The following is a 23996-nucleotide window of genomic DNA, read 5'->3' on the forward strand; positions in this document are numbered from 1 at the left end:
CCGCCGAGGCGACCCTAGGCTCGGACGCATGCACCGCACCCCCACTGCCGCCGCCGAGGCGACCGACGACCAGCGAGACGGCGTCCGTCGCTTCGCCCAGTTCGGTCGGGTACTGCCGGTCGCACTCGTGCAGATCGTGGGGACCCTGCTGGCGGCGCGTTTCCCGACCGGGCCGACCGACACCGTCGGCCCTCGCGGTGGCCCGCCCTGGGCGACCCACGTCCTCGGCTCCTCGATCGTCGACGCAGCGCAGCCGGGTCCACTCGCGATCGTGCTGCTCGTCGTCGGGGTGCTCGTCCTGCCGTGGCGCTGGCGGTGGCCGACGGGCGTCCTCGCCGTGACGCTCGTGACGACGATCGGCTACGCCCTGCTGGTCAGTCCGCGGGGGCCGTTCGTGGCCGCGCTGACGATGGCGGCGGTGAACGCGTGGCTGCACGGGGGCCGCACCGCGGTGGGTGTCGCGCTCGGACTGGCCGTCACGGCGCTGCCGACCGCCGACGAGTTCCTCGGCCGTGCACCCGCGCGGAACCTCGACGCGGTCGTCCTCGCCGTCGCCTGGGCAGCGGTGACCCTGTCCGTGGCGGAGCTCGTCCGCGTCCGTCTCGACCGCGTCGCGGACCGACGGCGTCGGCGCGCTGCCGCAGAGCAGGAACGCGCCCGTGACGAGCGCGTCCGCATCGCCCGTGAGCTCCACGACTCCGTCGCCCACAGCATGTCGCTCATCAACCTGCAGGCGGGTGTCGCGCTCCACCTGGGGTCCGCGCTCCCCGAGCAGACCCGCACCTCGTTGGCCGACATCCGTGAGACGAGCCGCGAGGCACTGGTCGAGCTGCGGACGATCCTCGGGGTCCTCCGGTCGGTCGACGGGTCCGGGGACCGGGACGTTGACAGGACGGACGGACCGACCGGCGGAACGGCCGACCGCGGGTCCGCCGGGAGCGAGCCGCTCCCCGGCGCCGCGGACCGCACCCCCGTCCCGGGGCTCGACCGCCTGGCGGACCTGGTCGAGCGGGCACGCGCGGCCGGGGTCGACATCAGCGCGACGGTCGACGGTGACCCTGCACCGGTGGACCGGACCACGGACCGCGCGGCCTTCCGGATCGTGCAGGAGTCGGTGACGAACGTGATGAAGCACGCTCCCGAGCACCGCGCCCGCATCGCGGTGCGGTTCGGACCGGAGATCGTGGACCTGTCGGTCGAGGACTCCCCGGCCCCGGACCGTGACCCGGCCGACGCCCGGGTCACGCCGCTGCTCGGACCGTCCGGCAACGGCATCATCGGGATGCGCGAGCGGGCCTCCGCCGTCGGTGGCACCCTGTCGGCCGGACCCACGCCGGACGGCGGGTGGCGCGTCGTCGCACGACTGCCCTCGACCGTCGCCGCGCGGTCGTCGGACGCGGCCGAGCACGAGCACGAGCACGAGGACGAGGACGAGGACGAGGAGCGATCGTGACGACCACCGACGAGGCCATCCGGGTCGTGCTCGTGGACGACCAGGTGCTCATCCGCGCCGGGCTCCGCGCCCTGGTCGACGCCGAACCGGGGATGACCGTGGTCGGCGAGGCCGGCGACGGTGACTCGGCCGTCGCGGCGGTCCGGCGTGAGCGTCCGGACGTCGTGCTGATGGACATCCGGATGCCGGGCACGGACGGGCTCGTCGCGACCCAGCGCATCTCGGCGGATCCGGACCTCGACGGCGTGCACGTGGTGATCCTCACCACCTTCGAGGAGGACTCCTACGTGTTCGAGGCGATCCGTGGCGGTGCGGCCGGCTTCCTGGTGAAGGACACCGAGCCCGCCGAACTGCTCCGCGCCGTCCGCACCGTGCACGCCGGGGAGTCGCTGCTGTCGCCGGGTCCGACGCGTTCGCTCGTCGCCGCGTACGCGACGCACGCGAAGCCGTCCGCGCTGGCCCCGTCCCTCGACGTCCTCACCGACCGCGAGCGCCAGGTCATGCAACTCGTCGCCCTCGGCCTGACCAACACGGAGATCGCCGAGCGGCTCTTCGTCAGTCCGATGACCACGAAGACGCACGTCTCGCGCGCCATGATCAAGCTCGGTGCCCGCGACCGCGCGCAGTTGGTCGTCTTCGCCTACGAGACCGGGCTGGTCACTCCGGGATGGCAGCCGTGATCAGGCCCGGTGAGCGACGACGGCCGCGTGCGGGCGCGCTCCGTCGTCGGAGCGTCGGTGCACGGCGTCGACCGTGAGACCCGCGTCCTCGATCGCAGCGACCATCCGCTCGACGGGCCATCGGTGGGCGGTCGTCACCGCGTGGTCGAACGGCTCGAGCGTCGGACCCTCGAAGAACCCGACGAGCAGCCCGCCCCCGGGTGCCAGGATCCGGCGGCACTCCGCGAGCGCGACCGGCACCCGGTCCGGACGGTGGTGCACGAGCGAGTACCAGGAGAGCACACCGCCGACACCGCCGTCGGACAGACCTGTCGCCTCGATCGTCCCGGTCCGGAAGTCGACCTCGGGAGCGGCAGCGCGCGCGAGCTCGACGAACCGCGGTACGGGCTCGATCCCGATGACGGCGTGGCCACGACGGTGCAGGTGCGCGGTCCAGTGGCCGGGTCCGCATCCCACGTCGAGCAGGAGTCCGTGCGTCGTGTCCGCCCAGTCCTCGACGAGCGTCCGGTCCTCGGGGTGGACGGCGTCAATGGAGCCGAGGACCTCGGCGTACTCGTCCGCCCGGTCGTCGTAGGCCGCCACGACACGGGCGTCCGCTCGAGCTGCTGCGCTCGGGGCGCTCATCGAGGCAGGGTCCACGGGGCGACGCTACCGCCGACCGCCGACCCCCCGACCGCCGACCGCCGACCGCCGACCGCCGACCGCCGACGTACCGACGGGCGCACGACCGGGGCCGCTGCTGCCCGACGGTGAGCGGTGGGCGCACGACAGCGGGGTCGAGCCACCCGGAGGTGACCCGACCCCGCCGTGCGGAGCGCCGGATGCCGGGTCAGTCAGACGACCGACGGGACCGTCGTCGGCTGATGAGCACGGTCAGCCCGGGCACGAGGAGCGCGAGCGCCAGCGCCACCGCAGCACCGACGGTCGTCCCCGTGTAGGCGAGTCGGCCGGCGGACAGGGCCTGCGCCGCGCCGGTCCGCTCGTGACCGCTGCCGATCGGCGCGTCACCGCCCGCCTCGGTACCGGTGCCGGCGCCACCAGGACGGCCGCCGTCACCGTCACCGGGGTTCCCCGGACCACCGGTCCCGTCGCCTGCTCCCGGGTCCCCGCCGTCGTCCCCACCACCGCCGTCCCCACCGTCGCCGGGTCCGGCCTCGACCAGGCCGGCATCGACGGTCGTGTCGCGGCGCACCCCCTCGAGCGCACCCTCCGCGCTCGTGACCCGGTCGATCATGACCGCCGCGGTCTCACCGTCCGGTCCGGCGTCGGAGTCGACCGCCTGGTCGTCGCCGACGTGCTCCTCGGTGAAGTGCATGCCGTCGGGCGCCGTGAAGTGCACGCGGTAGTCGCCCGGCCGCAGCCCGTCGAAGCGGTACCCGCCGTCGTCGTCGGTGGTCGTCCGCTGCTCGACCGCGTCGCCGTGGTCGTCGGTCCCGGTGAGGGTGACGGGGACGCCCCGGACGCCGGGCTCGTCGTCGTCCTGCAGGCCGTCGTCGTTCCGGTCGTCCCACACCCGGTCACCGATCATGCCGGCGACGACCCGGACCGTCGACGGGTTCGACTGCACCGGGAGCGCCAGGTCGGACGTCCGCAGGCCGAACCGGTTCACGTAGCGGTCGCCGTCGTGCGCGCCGCTCGTCGCGAGCACGAGCCGGTGCGTGACGGTCTCGCCGGCGGGGACCGGCGTCTGCCGTTCGATCCGGACGGCGGTCACCCGGTCGAGTGCGTCCGGGCAGCCGCTCGCACCGAACTCGTCCTCGGTGCACCAGCGGGTCGTACCGCCGGGCTGGTTGCTCGGGTCGGCACCGTCGGGGGAGACGTCGGCGGCCTCGGCGTCGGTGTACCGGACGACCTCACCGGCGTCGGGGTCGGTGGGGACCGGCGCCGCGAGTCCGACGGTGCCGTGGAAGTCCGAGCCTCGTGCGTCTCCGTGGTGCGGGAGCACGTCGATCAGGTCGAGGCCGCCGATCGCGGCGTCGTCGGTGTTCGTGACGTCGAGGTCCCACTCCGGATCGTCGCCGGTCACGACGACGGGGGTAGGCGTGCGCTTCTCGACCCCGACCCCGCCGGTGGTGACGACCTCCAGGCCGCGCTCGGCGGTGCGCCAGCGCTCGTCGGACCGGTCGGCCGGTGACGCCACGGTCACCGTGTTGCTGATCGGACCGGCCGGCGCCGAGCGGTCGATCCGCGCCGTGTAGGTGATCGGCGCGATGCGCGCGTTCGGCTCCACGTCGTGCAGCGTCCAGGTCAGCCGCTGGTGCTCCTGGCCGTCGGCACCCGGCACCGTGTCGACCTCGGGGGTCCTCGACGCACTGTCCTCGACGTACGAGGTGTGCGCGGGCAGGACGTCACGGACGGTCACGTCGGTGGGGCGTCCGTCGGCGAAGCCGTTCGTCAGGGTCGGCCGGAGCGCGTAGTCGACGGTGTTGCCCGGTGTGACCGCGCTCGTCCGGTCCGGAGTGTCGGCCGCGTCGTGCCCGGGGTCGACGACCACCTTGTCGACGCGGACCAGGTCCTCGGTGAGCACCACGCTGTCGGCCAGCCCGCCGGCACCGAGCTCGGGGTCCTGGTGGTCGTGCACCCACTCGGGCCGGTGGTCCCCGAAGCGAGCGTGCCCGAAGTCGTACACGCGGGTCCCGTCGGGCGCGCGCTGCGTCGTCACCGTGGAGTACAGACCGCCGCTCGCGCCGCCGGCCAGGTCGCCGGTGACGCGGACCGCCCCGACCGCCGCGATGCCGCCGGGGACCTCCGCCGGGTCGTCGAACCAGGGGCCGTCGCCGTCGTCGCAGGTGCGGACCTGGCCTGCCGCCGGTGACGCCATGTCGTACGCGGCGTACTGCACGTGCGCGTGCTCGAGGCCGCTCGACCACGCAGGAGCCCGCCCTGCCACCGTCGTCAGGCGCTGCGTCCGGCGGTCGAAGGTGTCGCAGAGCGCTGCGCCGCGGAAGGGTGCGAGACCGGTGTTCGCCATCGTGACGTCACTGCGGAGTCGGGTGCCGCCCGTGGCCCACGGGTCTCCGTCCTTCGCCGATCCGGCGGTCACGCCGCTGCCGTCGCTCCCGAGGCGCCAGAGCCGCTTGCCTGCGCTGCCCGGTCCGAGCTCGACGAGGTTCCGCCGAGCACTGTTGTCGGCCGTCGGCTCCGCGCCGCCGGGGAAGTTCGGGGTCCCGCTGACCGAGGTCGTCTGCAGCGGCGTGAAGGTGTTCACCGACTCGACGGACGTCGGCACCGACGGGGTGGGCATCCACAGCGAGATCCACCCGCTCACGACGTACGGCTTCACGCCGCCGCTGATCGGGCCGCCGCCGATGTTGCGCCCCGGCATGCGCGCGGCGTCCGTCACGGCGCCGTGGATCGTCACGTCGACCTCGCCGCCGGGCGCTGCCTGCGTGCAGGTGACGGTGCCGGAGTCGGCCACGGCTCGGTCGCCCCCGCCGCGGCCGCCCGGCAGACCGCCGAACTGCACGCCGTCCTCGCCGTTGCGGCCGCAGGCGGGTCGACCGCCGTTCCAGAGCACCGCACCCGACGGTCGGTCGCCGAGCAGGTGGGACAGGTCGTCGGTGAAGTGCATGTCGCCCGTGCTCCGCTCGAAGCCGAGCAGGCCCTGCCCGGGGACGGGGGACTGCCAGTCGACGGCGATCGGGTAGCGCAGTTGCACGCCGGGGGTGCCGTCCGGCCCCGGCACGTCCGTCCGCAGGGTCGAGCCCACCACGGCCTTGCTGAGGTTGTACCGCGGCGCGGCGGACACGACGGTCGTCGCCGACGTGACCGGTGCGGTGGGCTCGGCGTCGTCCGCGGTCGCGGTGCCCGTCACGGCGATGCGGTCACCGTTCCGCAGGTCCCCGGAGACGTCGAGCACGGCCGGCACGGCGACGGCGTGCCCCGAGGGGACGTCGCCGAGGTCGCAGGTGAGCCGCTGGCCCTCGACCGCCGACCCGGCACCCGTGCACGCGAGCGGGACCCCCGCCCAACCCGTGCCCGCCGGAGCTTCGAGGACGAAGCGCTCGTGGTGCGCGGTCCCGTCGCCGGCGTTCACCGTGACCCGGTACGTGACGGCGTCGCGGGTCCGGACGATGCCGTTCGCGGGACCCCGGTCCCCGCCCGGGCCGTCGTCCGGCGTGAAGGGCCCGCGGCCGTCGGCGGCGACCTCGACGGCCAGGCCGACCACCGCTGCCGGCGCGGTCGCGGCAGCGGCAGCACCGGCCGGTCCGAGCAGGACGGAGGGGACCGCGAGGGCCACTGCCCCCAGGGCGCCGACCGCGCGGCCGAGCGAGGGCGGCCCGTCGGGTCCGCCGGGTCGGCCGGGTCGGCCGGAGCGGGCAGGGGCGGGCGAGGGAGGACGTTCGGACGACGGACGACGAGACATGGCGCTCCTCGGTCGGAGATCGGATGGACGACGGACGCCTCACCCTGACCCCGCCGACGCCGCAGGACCGAACACTCCGCATGTCACATGTGCGGCATCCCGCTCAGAGCTTGAACGTCGCCCGCGGGATGTCCGACACGATCCTCCGTGCCGTCCGCACCGCGTCCTCCTCGGAGAGCTGGTGCGACACCACGAGCGACGCCAGGTACGCCGCATCGGCCCGTCGTGCCATGTCGTGCCGTGCCGGGATCGAGCAGTACGCCCGGGTGTCGTCGATGAACCCGGAGGTCTTCGTGAACCCGGCGGAGTCCGTCACCGCCGCCCGGTAGCGGCCGATCGCCGCCGGGGTGTCGATGAACCACCACGGGGCGCCCGCGTACACGGCGGGGTAGAAGCCGGCCAGGGGGCCGATCTCGCGCGAGAAGACGGTCTCGTCCACGGTGAACAGCACGAGGTGGAAGCCGGGTGCGGTCCCGAAGGCCTCGAGCAGCGGCCGGAGCGGCTCCGTGAACGCGCCGACGGCCGGCAGGTCGTGGCCCGTGTCCGGGCCGAACCGCTCGAGGGTCGGCATGTGGTGGTTCCGGAGCACGCCCGGATGCAGCTGCATGACGAGGCCGTCGTCGACGCTCATCTCCGCCCACCGGTAGAGCATGTCGTGGCGGTAGGCGACCGCCTCGGCCGCGGTGACGCCCGACGGGCCCTGCATCGCCGCCGCGTGGATGCGCGAGCGCTCGGTCGCGGACAGCGGCGCGGATCCCGCGTCGAGCACGCCGGTGTCGGTGGCGGTCGCGCCGTGCTCGATGAAGTACCGGCGCCGGTCCCGGAGGGCCGCCAGCAGCCCGTCGTGGGTGCCCGTGTCGATGCCGGACGCCTCGCCGATCGACGCGACCACGTGCCTCCAGTCCGGGCGTGACGGGTCGAACACGGCATCCGCGCGGAAGGTGGGGAGCACCCGACCGGTGAAGGAGGGGTCGGCGGCGAGCCGTGCGTGCGCTGCGAGGTCGTCCGCGGGGCCGTCGGTGGTCGCGAGCACCTCGATCCCGAAGGAGTCGAACAGCGCGCGGGGTCGGAGCGCCGGCGTCGCGAGCGCGGCTGCGATGCGGTCGTACTGCGCGTCCGCGTTCGCGGCCGACGGCTGCTCGGTCAGACCGAAGACGTCGTGCAGCTCGGTCTCGAACCAGTAGCGGACCGGCGTGCCGGCGAAGTCGTCCCAGTGCTCGGCGAGCCGGCGCCAGACCTCCCGGCCGTCGGGGTCCGGGTGCGTGCCCGTCAGGTCGCGGCGACCCAGTTCCTGCAACCCGACCCCGTTCGCGTGCAGCAGGCGCAGGACGTAGTGGTCGGGCGTGACCAGCAGCGCAGCGGGGTCCGGGAACGGCTGGTCGTCCGCGATGAGCGCCGCGTCGACGTGCCCGTGCGGGGAGATGATCGGGGCGTCGCGGACCGCCTCGTAGACGGTGCGGGCGACCGAGCGCGTCCCCGGGTCCGCCGGGAACAGCCGGTCGGGGTGCGGTGCGAGCGGCGTGGTGGTGCTGGTGGAGGGCATCATCGGCTCCTTCGGGCAGGCGGGCGAGGTCGGGCGAGCAGGGGGGGCGAGGTCTGGCGAGCGGGCGAGCGGGCGGACAGGGGCGGCGAAGTCGAGCGAGCGGCGGATGGGCGGGCGGGCGAGCGGGATCGTGCGGCGGTGCGGGGATCAGCGGGGCCGCACGGGTGCCGGGCCCGTGGACCCCCGGACGGTCAGGTGGGTCGGCAGCGCGACGGCGCCCGACGGGTGCTCACCCGGCGGCTCGTCGGCCGGCAGCGCATCGAGTCGACCGAGCAGCATCCGGATCGCCACCCGACCGGCGCGCTCGATCGGCGACGTCATGGTCGTCAGGGGCGGGTTGCAGAAGTCGGCACCGAAGATGTCGTCGCAGCCGACCACGCTCACGTCCTCGGGCACGCGGACGCCCCGCTCCCGGAACCGCGTCAGCATCCCGATCGCGATGAGGTCGTTGAAGGCGATGCACGCGGTGGCCCCGGCGTGCACGGCGGCGTCGGCGGCGGCCGCTCCGGAGTCGACGAACGGCGCGTGCGGGCCGACGCGGGCGACCCGGACGCCCAGGCGCCCCGCCACGCGGACGAGCGCCCGCCAGCGGCGTTCGTTCGACCAGGAGCTGTCCGGGCCGGCCACGTAGAGCACGTCCCGGTGCCCGAGGGACACCAGGTGCTGCACGGCCTGCTCGACGCCTCCGGGGGTGTCGATGAGGACCGACGGCACCCCGGCCGGGCGACGGTTCACGACGACGAGCGGGGTGCGCTCGGCGAACCGGGCGATCTGCGCGTCGGACAGGCGGGACGCCGTGAGCACGGCGCCGTCGGCCTTGCCGGCGACGGCACGCAGCGCCGCGACCTCGGCCTCGGCGGACTCCTCGGTGTCGACGAGCAGCTGCGTCCACCCGGCGGCGGAGAGCTGGTGCTGCGTGCCGCGGATCACGTCGAAGTAGAAGGGGTTGGTGATGTCGGACACCAGGACGGCGACCGCCCGGGTCCGTCCCGAGGTGAGCGCCCGGGCCTGCGAGTTCGCGACGTAGCCGAGCTCGCGGGCGACCTGCTGGATCCGCTGCTGGGTGTCGCGGTTGACCCGGTCCGGCAGCGAGAGCGCGCGGGAGACCGTGGACGGGGCGACCCCGGTCGCGTCGGCGATGTCCCGGATGGTCACCCGCCGCGAGGTGTCCGTGTCTGCGCTGCTCACGAGGCGAAACTAGGCCGGCGTGGCAACAAGTGGCAACCGGTTGCCGGTTGTTGCCACGGCCGGGACAGTGGTGGCACGTCGGCAGCGCAGCCGCCGTCCCGGGCACCGTCGCCCGGGGGAGATGTCGAGGAGGACACCCCCGCATGAGCACAGGAAGACGCAGGACCCGCATCCTGGTCGGTGCCGCCGTCGTCGCCGTCGCCGCCCTCTCGCTGCAGGGCTGCGCGATCGTCGACGGCAGCGGCGACGACCCGGACACCCTCCGCGTGATGATGGGCGCGGACACCACCTACCCGAAGGAACGCGCGCAGTGGCAGCGGGAGACCGCCGCCGAGTTCGAGCGCACCACGGGTGCCGACATCCAGTGGGAGACCTACTCGACCCCGCAGGAGGAGCTCACCGCGATCCAGACCAGCGTCATCTCGGGCCAGGGCCCGGACGTCTACGCGATCGGGACGACCTTCACCCCGACCGCCTACGCCACCGGTGCCTTCGTCGAGATGGGGCCGGAGCAGTGGGACGCGGTCGGCGGCAAGGACCAGTTCGCACCGGCGTCCCTCGGCATCTCCGGTCCGAGCACGGCGGAGCAGATCGGGATCCCCTTCGCCAGCCGACCGTTCGTGATGGCCGTCAACACGGAGCTCCTCGAGCGGGCCGGGATCACGGACCTGCCGACGACCTGGGACGAGCTCACCGAGGACGCCCGGAAGACCACCGGCGACGGTACCTACGGCATGGCGATCGCCTACGCGGACGGCTTCGACCCGTGGAAGTTCGTGTGGGGGATGGCACAGAACGCCGGCAACACGATCATCGACGGTGGGAAGGCCGAGATCGACGCCCCCGCCGTCGAGCAGGCCTACCGCACCTACTTCGACTGGGTGACGGAGGACGGCGTGGTCGACCCCGCGGCGATCGGCTGGAACAACCCGCAGGCCCTCGCACAGTTCGCCGACGGCAAGGCCGCGTTCTTCCCGATGACCACGACGACCTCCCTGAACTCGCTGCAGGGCTCGGCCGTCGACGGCAAGTACGAGTACGCCCTGCTGCCGACCGTGCCACCGGGCGCGACCGAGCGCCCCGCCGACGGCATCGAGGCGGCGAGCATCCTGTCCGGGGACAACCTCGTCGTCGCCGACTACGGCTCGAAGCAGGACCTGTCGTTCGACTTCGTGCGGCAGGTGTCCTCGCCCGAGGCGCAGGAACGCTACTTCGAGCTGTTCGGGCAACTGCCGACGAACACCGTCGCGGCGGACCGCATCGCGCAGCAGAACCCCGACCTCGCCCCCATCGTCCGCGCCGGCGAACTGTCGAAGCCCACCGCCTTCACCGGCGCCTGGTCGGACGTGCAGCTCTCGCTGGTCGACGTCGTCGTGCAGTCGATCCCGTCGCTGAAGCGCGGCGAGGTCAGCGACGACCAGCTCCGGAAGCGCCTCGCAGCGGCGCAGCGGGACGCCCAGGCAACGCTCGACCGCCAGAAGAACGGAGGGCTGTGATGACCACCACGCAGACCCGACCCCGCCAGGAGACCCCGCGGGAGGTCCGCCCGCACGGGACGACCCCGCTGTACCAGCGCGAGCGTCCGCTCTGGATGCTCCTGCCCGGCGGCGTCCTCATGCTCGCCGTCATCGTCGTACCGCTGCTCGTCGGCCTGTACATCGCGATGCTCGACCTCGACCAGTACACGCTGCGCCAGTGGTTCAGCGCCCCCTTCGTCGGGTTCGCCAACTTCGCCGAGGCCTTCACCGACTCGCCGCTCCTGCACTCGATCTGGATCTCGGTGTCCCTGTCGGTGCTCGTCACCGCGGTCACCGTCCCGATCGGTGTCGCCGCGGCGGTCTCCACGCAGAACCGGTTCCCCGGGCGCGGCCTGGTCCGGTCGATCTACCTCGTGCCGTACGTGCTGCCGGCCTTCGTCGTCGGGACGTTCTTCCGCACGATGCTCCAGCCGCAGGGCGTGGTGAACACCGTCCTCGGCACCGACGTCCTCTGGCTGAACGGCTCCGCGTCCTACTGGGCGCTCGCCGGCGTCATGGTGTGGACGAGCTGGCCGTTCGTCTACCTGCTCTCGCTCGCCGGACTGCAGGCGGTCGACAACGAGGTGCACGAGGCCGCCGCCCTCGACGGCGTGACGTGGTGGGCGAAGCTCCGCTACATCGTCTTCCCGTACCTGCGCGGACCGCTGAGCCTGGCGATCATCATCTCGATCCTGCACAACATCAACAACTTCACGCTGCCCTTCGTGCTCTTCGGCAACCCCCTGCCCTCGAGCGTCGAGGTGATGCCCGTCCTGACGTACATCGCGAGCTTCCAGTCGTTCCGCTTCGGCCTGTCCGCGGCGATGGCGATCTGCTCGCTGGTGATCGTCGCGATCCCGCTGTTCGTCTACCTCCGGGCCGTCAAGCTCGACACCGGAGACGACGCGGGCCCCACCCGGAAGCAGCGTCGCGCGGACCGCGCCCTGCTCGCCGCCCCGGCCGCCGCCGACCTCGAGGGAGCCCGCGCATGAGCGCCTTCAGCCAGACCCGCACCCGTCCGACCGCGACGCTCACCGAGAGCATCACCGCCGGTGGCGCGAAGCGCCCGAAGCGTCCGTACGACACCGACGTCACCCGGCTGCTGCCGCGGTGGCTGCTGGTCACCGTGATCGCGGTCCTCGTCGCGTTCATCGCCGTGCCGGTGCTGTACATCCTGTTCGGCTCGGTGAACTCGGACGTCGCGGTCGCCCGCGGCGAGTACTTCCCGTCCGAGTTCACGCTGTCGAACTACGTGGCGATCTGGGACACCGTGGCGCTCGGGCAGGGCCTGGTGAACTCCCTGCTCACCGCCGGTGCGGTGGCGGTCGCGAGTGCGGCGCTCGCCGTGTCCACCGCCTACGTGCTCGTCCGGTTCCGGTTCCTCGGCCGGCTGACGATCCTCCGCGGGCTGCTCGCCCTGCAGTCGATCCCCGGCACCCTGCTGCTCCTGCCCGTCTTCGTGGTCTTCGCCAACATCGCGAGCGCCACCGGCGTGCAGGTGATCGGCACCCGCTGGGGCCTCTTCGTCACCTACCTGACGTTCGCCCTGCCGTTCTCGACGTGGGTGATGGTGACGTACCTGCGCGGTCTGCCGAAGGAGCTCGAGGAGGCGGCCCGCATCGACGGCGCCTCGAGCACCCGCATCCTGCGGAGCGTCGTGCTGCCCCTCTCGTGGCCCGGCATCGTGGTCTCGGCGATCTTCGCCTTCCTGCTCGGCTGGAACGACGTGCTCTTCAGCACGATCATGACGACCCCGAACACCCGCACGGTCGCCGTGGTGCTGCAGGTGCTCGGCACCGCCCAGGAGGGCGGCGCCGTCCCGATCTACGGCCAGATGATGGCCGCGTCGATCGTCTGCGCCGTGCCGGTCGTCGCGCTCTACCTCATCTTCCAGCGCTACCTGGTCGGCGGGCTCACCGCCGGCTCCGTCAAGTGACCTGGTCGGCGGGCAGGACCCATCGAGGCCGCCGGCTCCGTCAAGGAGCGAACGCAACCACACGACGGACGGGAGGCGCGGTGCCGGCCCGCCACGCGCCTCCCGTCCGACAAGGAAGGAACACGATGACCCAGCCAACGTGGGAGCTCTCCGGCTTCGGCGACGAGATCGATGCCGACCCGGCCGTCCAGGTCGCGGTGCTGCAGGCGCTCGGCGCGAGTGCGATCGAGGTGCGCAGCGCCTGGGGCACCAACGTCGTCGACCTCGACGACGACCAGCTCGCCGGCCTCCACCGCCTGTTCGAGGAGCGCGGGCAGACCGTGTCCGCGATCGCCTCGCCGATCGGCAAGGTGGTCGTCGACCGGCCCGTCGAGCACGAGGTCGAGCGGCTGGGCCGCGCGATCGCGGCCGCGCACGCGCTCGGCACGACGAACATCCGGATCTTCTCGTTCTACTTCGACGGGCGCACGGCGGACGAGGTGCGCGACGACGTCATGGTCCGGATGCGTGCGCTCGCCGACCTCGCCGAGCGCGAGGGCGTCACCCTGCTGCACGAGAACGAGAAGGACATCTACGGCGACGTCCCCGAGCGCGTGCTCGACATCGTCGAGAGCGTCGGGTCGAGCGCGCTGCGGCTCGCCTGGGACAACGCGAACTACGTGCAGTGCGGCGTCCGGCCGTTCACCGACGGCTGGGCGCAGCTCGCGCCGTACGTCGACTACCTGCAGGTGAAGGACGCCCTGGCCGCCGACGCGTCCGTCGTCCCGGCGGGGGAGGGCGACGGCGAACTGCTCGAGACCCTGACCGCCCTCCGCGACGCCGGCTACTCCGGGTACGCCTCCCTCGAACCGCACCTCAGCGACGTCACCTCCCTCGGCGGGTTCTCCGGCCCCGCGGCCTTCGGCCGTGCCGGACGGGCCTTCCGTTCCCTCACCGACCAGATCGGAGTCACCCTGCGATGAGCACCCCCCTGAAGCTGGCGGTCGTCGGCGCCGGCGTCATCGGACGCCACCACGCCCGCGTCGCCGTGCAGCACCCGGACCTGCAGGTCGTCGCCCTCGTCGACGCCGTCCCCGCGGCCGCCACCGGCGCGGCGGACGAGATCGAGGCGACGGGCGCCGACCGGCCCGTCACCACCGCGACCGTCGAGGAGGCCATCGCGCAGACCGACATCGACGTCGTCGCGATCTGCTCCCCGTCCGGCATGCACGTCCAGCTGGCCGAGGCGGCGCTCGCCGCGGGCAAGCACGTCGTCATCGAGAAGCCGCTCGACACCACGATGCCCCGGGCGCGCCAGATCGCGGCGCTCGCCGCGGACGCCCGCTCCCGTGGGGTGACGACGAGCGTGATCAGCCAGCACCGCTTCGACCCGGCCTCGGTCGCGGTCGCGGGAGCCGCGCACGGTGGCGACTTCGGCACCGTGACCTCCGGCGTCGCGAGCGTCGCCTGGTACCGCTCGCAGGGCTACTACGACTCGGGCGACTGGCGCGGCACGTGGGCGCTCGACGGCGGCGGCGCGGTGATGAACCAGGGCGTGCACACCGTCGACCTGCTCGTCTGGGCACTCGGTCGTCCCGAGGAGATCTCGGCGCAGGTCGGGCTCCTCGCGCACGACCGCATCGAGGTCGAGGACACCGCGGTCGCGACCGTCCGGTTCCGCGGCGGCGCGCTCGGCGTCATCCACTGCACGACCGCCGCCTACCCGGGACTCTCCGCGCGCTACGCGGTGTACGGCACGCACGGTTCGGCGATCGTCGACGACGACCGGCTCGCGTACTTCCACGTCGCACCGGACGCGGCGACGCTCGAGTCCGCGTCGACCACGGCGAACGCCACCGCGGTCGCCGACGCCGTCGACCAGAAGCACGACGTCGTCCCGCCGGAGCACGTCGTCGGCGGCCCGCCGGAGCCCGACCACTTCGCCGCGGGGCACGCCCGCCAGTACACGGACATCGTCGCCGCGATCCGCGAGGGGCGCGAGCCCGGCGTGACCGTCGACGACGCCCTCGTGTCGCTCGCGACCGTCCGCGGCCTGTACGTCAGCGCGACGCTCGGGCAGCCCGTCCGGATCGACGACGTCATCGAGGGGAAGTACGACGACGTCGATCCGGTCGTCGCTCCCCGGGAAGGAGCAGTCCGGTGAAGTTCTCCGTGTTCACCGCGTCCACGCCCGACTGGACCCCGTCGCAGGCAGCCGACACCCTCGCCGAGCAGGGCTGGGACGGCATCGAGTGGCGGATCGTCGACGACCGCACCGAGGACGGCTCGTCCGGCTTCTGGGCCGGCAACCGGTCGACCTGGCAGTTCACCGGCATCGCGGACCGGGTCGGAGAGATCGCCCGCACCACCGACGCCGCCGGCCTGCAGTACTCGGGCATCGGCGGCTACCAGCCGGTGTCCGACCACGAGGGCGTCGAGACGATGCTCCGGGTGACGAGCGAACTCGGCGCCCGCCAGGTGCGCGTCACCATGCCCTGGTACCAGCGGGAGCGCGAGCGGACCGGCGCCACCTACGGGGAGCTCTTCGACCGCACGCGCGCCGACCTCGAGTGGACGGCGGCACGCGCTGCCGAGCTCGGTGTCAAGGCACTCGTCGAGCTGCACCACATGACGATCACCCCGTCCGCGTCGGCGGCGCTCCGGCTCGTCGACGGGCTCGACCCCGAGCACGTCGGCGTCATCCACGACCTGGGGAACCTCGTGATCGAGGGGCAGGAGGACCACCTCGCCGCCTTCGAGCTCCTCGGGCCGTACCTCGCCCACGCGCACGTGAAGAACGCACGGTGGGTCGACACCGGCGAGACCCGGGCCGACGGCAGCCGGATCTGGCGGAACGAGTGGGCACCGCTGCGCGACGGCCAGGCGTCGGTGTCCGAGTACCTCGACGCCCTGCGACGGCACGGGTACGACGGGTGGGTCACCATCGAGGACTTCTCGACCGACCTGCCGCTCGCCGAGCGCACCGCCGACAACCTGGCGTACCTGCGCTCCCTGGTCCCGGTGACCGCATGAGTCGGCGCCCCGGCATCGCGCACCTCGGCATCGGCGCGTTCGCGCGCGCCCACCTCGCCTGGTACACGCAGCACGCCAGCGGTGATCCGTGGGGGATCACCGCCTTCACCGGGCGCTCGCCCGGGGCAGCCGATGCGCTCGCCGGGCAGGACTGCCGGTACACGCTGGTGACGCGAGCGGCCGACGGTGACACGGCCGAGGTGGTCGACTCGATCGTGGCGGCGCACCCCGGCGGCGACGGCACGGCCTGGAGGCACGTGGTCGCGTCCCCGGGGACGACCATCGTCACGCTGACGGTCACCGAGGCCGGCTACCGCGCCGACGCCGACGTGCCGGCCCGGTTGGTCGACGGGCTCGCCGCACGCCGGGCCGCCGACGGCGGACGCATCGCCCTGGTGTCGCTCGACAACCTGACGCACAACGGCGCCGTGCTCCGCGAGGCGGTGCTGGGGGCGACGGACGACCCGGCACTCCGGTCGTGGATCGAGTCGTCCGTCGCCTTCCCGTCGTCGATGGTGGACCGGATCACGCCGGCCACCACCGCCGCCGACCTCGACGAGATCGGCGACCTGCCCGGGGCGTTCGACGGCGACCGTGTGCCCGTGGTCACGGAACCCTTCGCCGAGTGGGTGCTCGAGGACGTGTTCGACGGCATCGACCGCCCCGAGTGGGAGACCGCCGGCGTCCGGCTCGTGCCCGACGTCACCCCGTACGAGCAGCGGAAGCTCTGGCTGCTCAACGGGGCGCACTCGCTCCTGGCGTACCTCGGCCTGCTGCTCGGCCACGACACCGTGGCGTCGGCGATGGACGACCCACGCTGCCGGACCGCCGTCGAGCAGCTCTGGGACGAAGCCGCCGCCGAACTCCCGCTGCCGGCCGACGAGGTCGCCGACGCCCGGGCCGCGCTCGTCGAGCGGTTCGCGAACCCGCGCATCCGGCACACTCTGCGCCAGATCGCGTCCGGCGGCTCGCAGAAGCTGCCCGTCCGCGTCGTCGACGTCCTGCGTCGGCGACTCGAGCGCGACCCCGACGCCGGGGTCGGCCCGGGAGCCGCGACCCTGCTCGCCGCCTGGTGGGTGCACTGCACCACGCAGGCCGAGCTGGTGGACGACGCCGGAGCACCCGGGCCAGACTCGGACGTGCACGACGTCCTGGGGGTCGTCGCGCCCGACCTCGACACCACCCCCGTGGTGGCCGCCGTCACCGCGGCCGCCGAACGCATCCGCGCCGCCGCGGCACCAGCACGCGGCCCCGTCGACGAAGGAGTCCACGCATGACCGACACCGGCACCACGAACCCCGCTGCGCCCGTCCCCGGCGCTGCCGACGGCGGCGCGGCGACGGACCCGACCGCCGGCCGACCGGACACCTGGGCGTCGGCCGACCGCGGACAGCTCATCGACCGGGCGGAGGTCATCGTCACGAGTCCGGACCGCAACTTCGTCACCCTGCGGATCACCACCGCCGACGGTGTCACCGGGCTCGGCGACGCCACCCTCAACGGCCGTGAGCTCGCCGTGTCCGCGTACCTGTCCGAGCACGTCGTCCCGCTGCTCGTCGGGCGGGACGCCAGCCGCATCGAGGACGCCTGGCAGTTCCTCTACCGCTCGTCGTACTGGCGCCGGGGCCCGGTCACGATGGCCGCCATCGCGGCCGTCGACATGGCGCTGTGGGACATCAAGGCCAAGGTCGCCGGGATGCCGCTCTACCAGCTGCTCGGCGGGGCGTCGCGCACCGGACTCATGGCGTACGGCCACGCCTCGGGCAAGGAGCTGCCGGAGCTCTTCGACTCGATCCGCGAGCACCAGGAGGAGGGCTACCGGTCCATCCGCGTGCAGACGGGCGTCCCCGGGCTCGAGAGCATCTACGGCATCGCGTCGAACCGGACGACCGAGGGCAACGCCGGCGTCCGGTACGACTTCGAGCCGGCACAGCGGGGTGCGTTCCCGGCGATGGAGGACTGGGACACCCGTGCCTACCTGCGCCACGTGCCGACCGTGTTCGAGGCCGTCCGGAACGAGTTCGGGCCCGAGCTGCCGCTCCTGCACGACGGCCACCACCGGATGACCCCGCTGCAGGCGGCCAAGCTCGGCAAGAGCCTGGAGCCGTACGACCTGTTCTGGCTCGAGGACTGCACCCCCGCCGAGAACCAGGAGGCGCTCAAGCTCGTCCGGCAGCACACCACCACGCCGCTCGCGATCGGCGAGGTCTTCAACACGATCTGGGACTTCAAGGACATCATCCGCGACCAGCTCATCGACTACGTGCGCGGTGCCGTGACCCACATGGGCGGCGTCACCCCGCTGCGCAAGACGATGGACTACGCCGCGATGTACCAGATCAAGTCCGGGTTCCACGGGCCGACGGACATCTCACCCGTCGGACTCGCCGCGCAGATGCACCTCGGGATGGCGATCCACAACTTCGGCATCCAGGAGTACATGCAGCACGGACCGAGGACGAACCAGGTGTTCCGGCAGACGTTCACCTTCACGGACGGGTACCTGCACCCGGGCGACGAGCCGGGCCTCGGCGTGACGCTCGACGTGGACGAGGCGGGGAAGTACCCGTACGAGCAGGCGTACCTGCCGTTCAACCGCCTGGCCGACGGCACCGTCCACGACTGGTAGTCCGACGCCGGACCGGCGGCCGACCCCGCCCCGAGCGCCCGCCCCCGCCCCCGCTTCCGAGCGGGCGACCCCGCCCCCGAGCGGGCGACGTACGGCACGGTCGCGCACGACGGTGACGTACGCGGCCCGCTCGGTGGAGGACGTACGGCGTGTCCTGCCCGGTCGCTCGTGCTTCCGACGAGAGCGCGGGTGCGTCGACGGGCATGCTGGGGGCATGGAGTTCGCGGACGAGGCGAGGGAACTGCTCCTCGTCGCGCCCGCCGACTTCGTGCGGGAGCGCACCACGCGGCAGCGTGCGGTGCGGAAGGACGACCGAGCGCTCGCGACGCGCATCGGCGGTCTGCGCAAGCCCGCGCCCGCGGCGTGGGTGGTCGACCTGCTCGCGCACGAGGGCGCCCTGGACGAGGCGGTCGAGCTCGGGCCCGCGATCCGGCAGGCCCAGGCGGATGCGGACCCCGACGAGATCCGACGGCTCCGCCGCCAGCGGTCCGACGTCGTCGCCGCGCTGGCGCAGGCGGGGGCCGACCTGGCGTCCGACGCCGGGCACCCGCTGACATCCGCCGTCCTCGACCAGGTCCGCGCGACGATCGAGGCTGCGATGGCCGACGGACACGCGGGCGCCGCCGTCCGGTCCGGCCTGCTCGTCCGACCGCTCGAGAGCGCCGGGTTCGACGACGTCGACCTCGACGGGGCACTGGCCGATCCCGACGCGGTCCCGGACGCGTGGTCCGGTACCGACGCCGAACCCATCCCGATCACCAGCGCGCGGCGATCCCGGAAGGGGAGCCGAGCCTCCCGGCCGGAGCCGGAGCCGGAGCCGGAGCCGGAAGCCGAACCGCAGGCCGAACCCGGACCGCGTACCGACCCCGCTGCCGAGCGCCGCGCCGCTCGCGAGGCCGAGGCGACCGCTCGGGCCGAGTCCCGCGATGCCGACGCGGCCCTCGATGCGGCGGAGCAGGAACTCGAGGCCGCCGAGGACCGTCGTGCCGAGCTCGAACGGCAGCTCGCCGAAGCAGTCGTCGAGGTCGAGCGGGCCGAACGCGCGCGCGACGAGGCAGCGGACGCGAGTGACCGCGCGCGGGACCTCCTGCGCGCCGCGCAGCACCACCGCCGAGACGTCGGTCGCTGACCGGCGACGACCCTCAGGCACCAGCCGATCGCTCGGAACGCACCTCCGCGACGAGCCGCTGCACGCGCGACCACCGACGACGTTCAGCGACGGCGAGGACGACCACCAGGACGGCGGTCGCGAGGACGATGGCGGGGACGAGCGGCCCCGGGGAGCCGAGCAGGACGATCCCCAGTCCGACGAGGCTCGGCAGGGTCGCCGCCGACGTCCGGCGCTGCCACCGGGTGATCGCGTCGACCAGGTCGACCGATCGCGGCGTGGGTACCTCCGCACCGCGGAGCTGTCGGCGGAGGTCCCGACGATCGGCAGCCCCGAGGAGTGCGACCGGAGACCGGGCAGGGAGGAACGGTTCGAGTCGCCCGCGCCGTCGAGCGACCGACCACGCCCCGACCGCCACGACCCACCCGAGGACCGCGACGGCGACGCGCCAGTCGAGCCCACCGAGGACCGCGAGCGGCACGTCGATGCCGGCCACCAGCGTCGCGGCGGCGGCGAGGGCGGCCTGGATCGACGGCCCGCGTCCCCGCCTCGGTGCGCGGGCGAGCGCTTCGGCTGCGCGCGCCGCCGCTGCCCACCGGTCGTCGGTGGCCGGGTCGCGCGCGGGCAGGGACTCGTTCGTCGACACGCCCCGACGCTAGCGACGCGTCCTGACCGCAGGGCTCGACGACAACCTCATCCACTCGGATGAAAGGTGCCGCCCGAGCTCGCAGCCGCGTCGACGCCCGCCCTACGCTCGCCGACATGACCTCCTTCCTGCGTCGCCGCGTCCGGCACGTGCTGCCTCCGGTCGTCGGTGCCGTGTACCTGGTGCTCTGGATCGTCGCCGAGGCCGGACGCTCCGAACTGACCGGCCACGTGCTCGTCGTCGCCGCGTTCGCCGTCGCCATCGGGTTGACGAACTGGATGCCCGCGACGGCGCTCGGCCTGGTCGTGGTGGTCCCGCTGCTGCAGGCGCTGCACCTGCTCGACCGCCCGCGCGCGACGACGTGGCCGGAGTACCTGGCGATCGCGATCGTCGTGGGCGTCGTCGGTGCAGGGCGGTCGGGGCTGCTCCGGTGGCTCGCGGTCCCGGTGCTCGGCGTCGCGAGCATCGCCGCCGCCTGGGCGATGGCGGTGCCGACGGTCGCCGACCCCGACGTCTGGGGCAACTGGACCGGGGCGCACTCGGGGACGCGGAGTGACCTCGTGCTCCTGTCGCTGGCGATCGCCGGCGCGAGCGGCATCGCCTGGGCCGCCGGCGTCGCCGTCGGTGCAGCGTGGCGGATCGGCCTCGCCAGGACCCGCGTCGTCGCGGCCGAGCGGGAGACCGAGGTCACGACCGCCGAGCTCCGCGCGGAACAGGAACGCGCCAGGATCGCCCGCGACGTGCACGACTCGCTCGCACACTCGCTCGCTGTGGTGGTCTCGCAGGCCCAGGGCGCCGCGGCGATCGCCGGTGCCGGCGCACCGGCAGCGACGGCCCTCCGCGACATCGCCGACGTGAGCCGGAGCGCCCTCGGCGACGTCCGTGCACTCGTCGAACGCATCCAGGGCACCGGGTCGGTGGCGGTGCACGGCCTCGTGGACGTCCCCGACCTCGTCGAGGACATGCGCGACCTCGGCATGCGTGCGACGTTCGAGCAGCACGGTGTGCCCGGACCCGTCGGCACGGCGACCGGGGGAGCGGTGCACCGGATCGTGCAGGAGAGCCTGACGAACGTCCTCAAGCACCAGGGGCGGACGGCGTCGACCCGCGTCGTGCTCGACTGGCGCGGCCCGGGCCTCGGCATCGTGGTCACCTCGCGAGGGGACGCGCCCCTGGTGCAGCTCGACGGCGCGGGCTCGGGCATCGAGGGCATGCGGGAGCGGGCACGGCTCGCCGGCGGGTGGCTCCGGGCCGGTGCGGGTGACGACGCCGACGAGTTCGTCGTGACCGGTTGGGTGCCCGTCGAGGACGCCCGGTGAGCGCGATCCGCGTCGCCGTGGTCGACGACCAGCACCTCTTCGCCTCCGGCATGCGGATGCTCGTCGAGGCCCAGGACGACATGGTCTGCGTCGGCACCGCTGCCGACGGCGCCGCGGCGCTCGAGCTCTGCGCCGACGAGGACCCCGACGTCCTGCTCCTGGACCTCCGCATGCCGGTGCTGAACGGCATCGAGACCACCGCACGCCTGGCCGCGCAGGGCGGAGACCGCCCGAGGGTCGTGGTGTTGACGACGATCCGCCGCGACGAGGCCGTGCTCGCCGCCCTCCGTGCGGGAGCGGCGGCGTTCCTGACGAAGGACGCCCTGCCCGATGTGGTGCTCGGCACGATCCGCGACGTCCACGAGGGGCGTCCGGCGCCGACCGAGGCCGAGGCGCTCGACCTGCTCCGCGCCGACGGGACCCTCGTCGAGACCCCGCGCCCGGACGAGGTGCTCGACGTCCTCACCGCCCGGGAGCGCGAGGTCTTCCTGCTCGTCGCGAAGGGGCTCAGCAACCAGGAGATCGCGGCGACCGTGTTCCTCAGCGAGGCCACGGTCAAGACGCACGTCCGCGCGGTGCTCACGAAGCTCGGACTCCGGAACCGGATCCAGGTCGTCATCACCGCACACGAACGCGGACTCGTCCGCGCCTAGGGGGAACACCATGCGCATCACCCAGCGTTCCGCGAAGTCCGGCGCACTCGTCCTCGTCCTCGCCGGCCTCGGGGGAGCCGTGCTGCACAGCCTGCCCGAGCCCGCCGACCACGCCGTCCGCCCGACGGTGGAGCGCGACCTCGACACGTGGTCGATGCCGCTCGACGGCTACGCCCAGCCCGGTTGGTCCGAGACCGGGTACGCCGAGTCGCTCCTCGACCAGTCCTGCCTGCGTGACGTCGGCATCGACTTCCCGGTGCCGTGGGCGACGTCCGCGGGCCTGCAGGCAGAGTCGATCGCCGACGAGACGCCGGAACGCGGCAACGACGCTCCCGCACTCGACTGGTCACGACCGCTGAGCAAGGCGGCGGCGGCGGACCTCGGCTACCACCGGCCGTCGGCACGGGGTGCGAACCGTGACGGCTGGCGGCAGTGGGCAGAGGACCCCGAGCACAACGCGGCGTTCGACCGCGCCGACCGGTCCGCCGTCGATCGGTGCTTCGAACGTTCCCGTCGCGCGCTCGGCACGGACGACGACGGGGAAGCCCAGGGCGCCTCGATGACCGCGAAGCGCCTCACCTACCTCGCCGCGGACGAGGCACGACGAGAACCGGCGGTCGTCGCTGCGGCGGCCCGCTGGCGCACGTGCCTGGGACCGCACGCCCCGAGCGCGCTCCCAGAGGACCCGCACGGGATGCCGACCGCTCCGATGCGCCAGGCGTTCGGCATCAGCGGCCTCGCACTGCCCGTCACGAAGCCCGAGATCGCCCTCGCCGAGCACGACCTGGCCTGCCAGCAGTCGTCCGGCTACCGGGAGGCGCTCTACGACGCGCAGTGGTCCCGGCTCCTCCACGTCACCGCCACCGACGCCGCCGTGCTGGCAGCCGCCCGGCCGGACCAGCTCGCGGTCGCCGACCGCGTCGCCAGGACGATCGAGCGACTGGCGCCGGAGGCACCGGAGGGCGTCGACTGACGGGCACCGGCGACAGATCCGCGGTCGCGGGCAGGTGGACCTGGGGGGACCGGTCCGCGACCGTGCGCAGGGACGGACGGGAGGCTCGTGGCGGCACCGCCACGAGCCTCCCGTCCGGTGGTGGGCGGTGCCGCGGTGCGACACGCCCGACGTCCCCTGCTAGACTCACAAACCGACTTCGGCGAGGGCCGCGCAGCGCGCGGCCGTGATCGACGCGGTAGGGAGACCCGGCCCAGTCCTGGGAGCGTTCCTCACGCGTGCACGCGTTCGAGTTGCAACACCACAGACCCCCCGATGCCGGCACCCCGGCGTCGACCCCGACACCAGGAGGCACCATGGCCGACTACACCAAGCTCGCAGCGGAGACCCGCACCAAGTTCGGCAAGGGCGCTGCGCGCAAGCTCCGCGCCGCCGACAAGATCCCCGCGGTCGTCTACGGCCACGGCACCGAGCCGCAGCACATCACCCTCCCGGGCCACGAGACGATGCTGCTCGTCCGTACCGCCAACGCGGTCGTCGACCTCGACATCGAGGGCGCGGCCCAGCTCGCCCTCGTCAAGGACGTCCAGCGCGACCCGGTGCGCCAGATCATCGAGCACATCGACCTCGTCGTCGTGCGCCGTGGCGAGAAGGTCACCGTCGACGTCCCCGTCGTCGTCGAGGGCGAGTCGTTCTCCGGCACGATCCACGTCCAGGACCTCTCCTCGGTCTCGCTCCTCGTCGAGGCGACCGACATCCCGGAGCACGTGACCGTCGACGTCGAGGGCCTCGAGGACGGCACCCAGGTGCTGGCCTCGCAGCTCGAGCTGCCGACCGGCGCCGAGCTCGAGACCGACGGCGAGGCGCTCGTCGTGCAGATCGTCACCCCGCGTGGCACCGCTGACGACGACGCTGCCGACGAGGCTGCTGCCGAGGCGGGCGCCGAGGCCGGCGCCGAGGGCGGCTCCGCCCCGGTCGACTCCGAGTAACACAC

At 73.5% G+C, this 23996-nt stretch carries 20 protein-coding genes; 15 read left to right on the top strand and 5 right to left on the bottom strand.

What is annotated here, in order from left to right; translation table 11 throughout:
• Positions 1-28 precede the first annotated feature (28 nt).
• Both PIJ49_RS07460 and PIJ49_RS07465 read left to right on the top strand, forming a co-directional pair.
• On the top strand, positions 29-1453 hold the full coding sequence (locus PIJ49_RS07460) for a sensor histidine kinase (RefSeq protein WP_271826219.1): 1425 nt from the start codon (positions 29-31) through the stop codon (positions 1451-1453).
• Positions 1450-2133: a response regulator transcription factor gene (locus tag PIJ49_RS07465; protein ID WP_235426495.1), complete on the top strand. Its 684-nt coding sequence runs from the start codon at positions 1450-1452 to the stop codon at positions 2131-2133. Before PIJ49_RS07460 ends, PIJ49_RS07465 begins: the two co-directional genes overlap by 4 nt.
• Here PIJ49_RS07465 and PIJ49_RS07470 read toward each other — a convergent pair whose 3' ends face one another.
• The 4 genes from PIJ49_RS07470 to PIJ49_RS07485 all read right to left on the bottom strand — a co-directional run bounded on the left by PIJ49_RS07470 (position 2134) and on the right by PIJ49_RS07485 (position 9230).
• On the bottom strand, positions 2134-2757 hold the full coding sequence (locus PIJ49_RS07470) for a class I SAM-dependent methyltransferase (RefSeq protein WP_271826220.1): 624 nt from the start codon (positions 2755-2757) through the stop codon (positions 2134-2136). It abuts the gene before it with no gap.
• 205 nt (positions 2758-2962) lie between these two features.
• Entirely contained in the window at positions 2963-6373 is a 3411-nt protein-coding gene (locus PIJ49_RS07475) for an SdrD B-like domain-containing protein (protein ID WP_271826221.1), read from the bottom strand.
• A 229-nt stretch (positions 6374-6602) separates the two neighbouring features.
• The gene (gene uxaC / locus PIJ49_RS07480) at positions 6603-8042 is read right to left on the bottom strand and encodes a glucuronate isomerase (RefSeq protein WP_251155411.1); all 1440 of its coding nucleotides are present in this window, start codon (positions 8040-8042) and stop codon (positions 6603-6605) included.
• A gap of 147 nt (positions 8043-8189) precedes the next feature.
• Complete coding sequence (locus PIJ49_RS07485; protein ID WP_066652489.1) at positions 8190-9230, bottom strand: LacI family DNA-binding transcriptional regulator; 1041 nt, start codon at positions 9228-9230, stop codon at positions 8190-8192.
• Between the two features lie 143 nt (positions 9231-9373).
• Here PIJ49_RS07485 and PIJ49_RS07490 point away from each other — a divergent pair, with 143 nt between their 5' ends.
• From PIJ49_RS07490 to PIJ49_RS07530, 9 genes are all read left to right on the top strand, one after another.
• Positions 9374-10726, top strand: a complete 1353-nt coding sequence (locus tag PIJ49_RS07490) for an ABC transporter substrate-binding protein (RefSeq protein ID WP_209683786.1) — start codon at positions 9374-9376, stop codon at positions 10724-10726.
• Positions 10726-11739 carry a carbohydrate ABC transporter permease gene (locus PIJ49_RS07495; protein ID WP_066652494.1) on the top strand — a complete coding sequence of 338 codons (1014 nt, stop codon included), beginning with the start codon at positions 10726-10728 and terminating at the stop codon, positions 11737-11739. Before PIJ49_RS07490 ends, PIJ49_RS07495 begins: the two co-directional genes overlap by 1 nt.
• The gene (locus tag PIJ49_RS07500) at positions 11736-12683 is read left to right on the top strand and encodes a carbohydrate ABC transporter permease (RefSeq protein WP_066652496.1); all 948 of its coding nucleotides are present in this window, start codon (positions 11736-11738) and stop codon (positions 12681-12683) included. The genes PIJ49_RS07495 and PIJ49_RS07500 overlap by 4 nt, the downstream gene beginning before the upstream one ends.
• A 125-nt stretch (positions 12684-12808) precedes the next feature.
• A complete protein-coding gene (locus tag PIJ49_RS07505; RefSeq protein ID WP_209683783.1) occupies positions 12809-13645 on the top strand; it encodes a sugar phosphate isomerase/epimerase family protein in 837 nt (278 codons plus the stop codon).
• Complete coding sequence (locus tag PIJ49_RS07510; RefSeq protein WP_271826222.1) at positions 13642-14826, top strand: Gfo/Idh/MocA family protein; 1185 nt, start codon at positions 13642-13644, stop codon at positions 14824-14826. The genes PIJ49_RS07505 and PIJ49_RS07510 overlap by 4 nt, the downstream gene beginning before the upstream one ends.
• On the top strand, positions 14823-15695 hold the full coding sequence (locus tag PIJ49_RS07515) for a sugar phosphate isomerase/epimerase family protein (protein WP_271826223.1): 873 nt from the start codon (positions 14823-14825) through the stop codon (positions 15693-15695). Before PIJ49_RS07510 ends, PIJ49_RS07515 begins: the two co-directional genes overlap by 4 nt.
• Positions 15692-16972: a mannitol dehydrogenase family protein gene (locus PIJ49_RS07520; RefSeq protein ID WP_066652516.1), complete on the top strand. Its 1281-nt coding sequence runs from the start codon at positions 15692-15694 to the stop codon at positions 16970-16972. Before PIJ49_RS07515 ends, PIJ49_RS07520 begins: the two co-directional genes overlap by 4 nt.
• Positions 16969-18324, top strand: coding sequence for a D-mannonate dehydratase ManD (gene manD / locus PIJ49_RS07525; RefSeq protein WP_245171582.1), 1356 nt, complete (start codon positions 16969-16971; stop codon positions 18322-18324). The genes PIJ49_RS07520 and manD overlap by 4 nt, the downstream gene beginning before the upstream one ends.
• A gap of 214 nt (positions 18325-18538) precedes the next feature.
• Positions 18539-19453, top strand: a complete 915-nt coding sequence (locus PIJ49_RS07530) for a transposase (RefSeq protein WP_271826224.1) — start codon at positions 18539-18541, stop codon at positions 19451-19453.
• Between the two features lie 13 nt (positions 19454-19466).
• Here PIJ49_RS07530 and PIJ49_RS07535 read toward each other — a convergent pair whose 3' ends face one another.
• The gene (locus PIJ49_RS07535) at positions 19467-20078 is read right to left on the bottom strand and encodes a hypothetical protein (protein ID WP_271826225.1); all 612 of its coding nucleotides are present in this window, start codon (positions 20076-20078) and stop codon (positions 19467-19469) included.
• 116 nt (positions 20079-20194) lie between these two features.
• Here PIJ49_RS07535 and PIJ49_RS07540 point away from each other — a divergent pair, with 116 nt between their 5' ends.
• From PIJ49_RS07540 to PIJ49_RS07555, 4 genes are all read left to right on the top strand, one after another.
• Complete coding sequence (locus PIJ49_RS07540; protein ID WP_271826226.1) at positions 20195-21397, top strand: sensor histidine kinase; 1203 nt, start codon at positions 20195-20197, stop codon at positions 21395-21397.
• Positions 21394-22050, top strand: coding sequence for a response regulator transcription factor (locus PIJ49_RS07545; protein WP_081984677.1), 657 nt, complete (start codon positions 21394-21396; stop codon positions 22048-22050). Before PIJ49_RS07540 ends, PIJ49_RS07545 begins: the two co-directional genes overlap by 4 nt.
• Before the next feature lie 10 nt (positions 22051-22060).
• Positions 22061-23023, top strand: coding sequence for a hypothetical protein (locus tag PIJ49_RS07550; protein ID WP_271826227.1), 963 nt, complete (start codon positions 22061-22063; stop codon positions 23021-23023).
• A 335-nt stretch (positions 23024-23358) separates the two neighbouring features.
• Positions 23359-23991: a 50S ribosomal protein L25/general stress protein Ctc gene (locus PIJ49_RS07555; protein ID WP_066652537.1), complete on the top strand. Its 633-nt coding sequence runs from the start codon at positions 23359-23361 to the stop codon at positions 23989-23991.
• The last annotated feature ends 5 nt before the right edge of the window (positions 23992-23996 follow it).

The sequence above is a fragment of the Curtobacterium uvaldense genome, from assembly GCF_028307415.1.
In the GTDB taxonomy this organism is placed as follows: Bacteria; Actinomycetota; Actinomycetes; order Actinomycetales; family Microbacteriaceae; genus Curtobacterium.

Coding starts and splice junctions, on each gene's coding strand:
- manD (WP_245171582.1), top strand. CDS start 16,969: ATGACCGACACCGGCACCACGAACCCCGCTGCGCCCGTCCCCGGCGCT.
- PIJ49_RS07470 (WP_271826220.1), bottom strand. CDS start 2,757: ATGAGCGCCCCGAGCGCAGCAGCTCGAGCGGACGCCCGTGTCGTGGCG.
- PIJ49_RS07505 (WP_209683783.1), top strand. CDS start 12,809: ATGACCCAGCCAACGTGGGAGCTCTCCGGCTTCGGCGACGAGATCGAT.
- PIJ49_RS07555 (WP_066652537.1), top strand. CDS start 23,359: ATGGCCGACTACACCAAGCTCGCAGCGGAGACCCGCACCAAGTTCGGC.
- PIJ49_RS07495 (WP_066652494.1), top strand. CDS start 10,726: ATGACCACCACGCAGACCCGACCCCGCCAGGAGACCCCGCGGGAGGTC.
- uxaC (WP_251155411.1), bottom strand. CDS start 8,042: ATGCCCTCCACCAGCACCACCACGCCGCTCGCACCGCACCCCGACCGG.
- PIJ49_RS07490 (WP_209683786.1), top strand. CDS start 9,374: ATGAGCACAGGAAGACGCAGGACCCGCATCCTGGTCGGTGCCGCCGTC.
- PIJ49_RS07500 (WP_066652496.1), top strand. CDS start 11,736: ATGAGCGCCTTCAGCCAGACCCGCACCCGTCCGACCGCGACGCTCACC.
- PIJ49_RS07460 (WP_271826219.1), top strand. CDS start 29: ATGCACCGCACCCCCACTGCCGCCGCCGAGGCGACCGACGACCAGCGA.
- PIJ49_RS07530 (WP_271826224.1), top strand. CDS start 18,539: ATGGAGTTCGCGGACGAGGCGAGGGAACTGCTCCTCGTCGCGCCCGCC.
- PIJ49_RS07540 (WP_271826226.1), top strand. CDS start 20,195: ATGACCTCCTTCCTGCGTCGCCGCGTCCGGCACGTGCTGCCTCCGGTC.
- PIJ49_RS07520 (WP_066652516.1), top strand. CDS start 15,692: ATGAGTCGGCGCCCCGGCATCGCGCACCTCGGCATCGGCGCGTTCGCG.
- PIJ49_RS07510 (WP_271826222.1), top strand. CDS start 13,642: ATGAGCACCCCCCTGAAGCTGGCGGTCGTCGGCGCCGGCGTCATCGGA.
- PIJ49_RS07550 (WP_271826227.1), top strand. CDS start 22,061: ATGCGCATCACCCAGCGTTCCGCGAAGTCCGGCGCACTCGTCCTCGTC.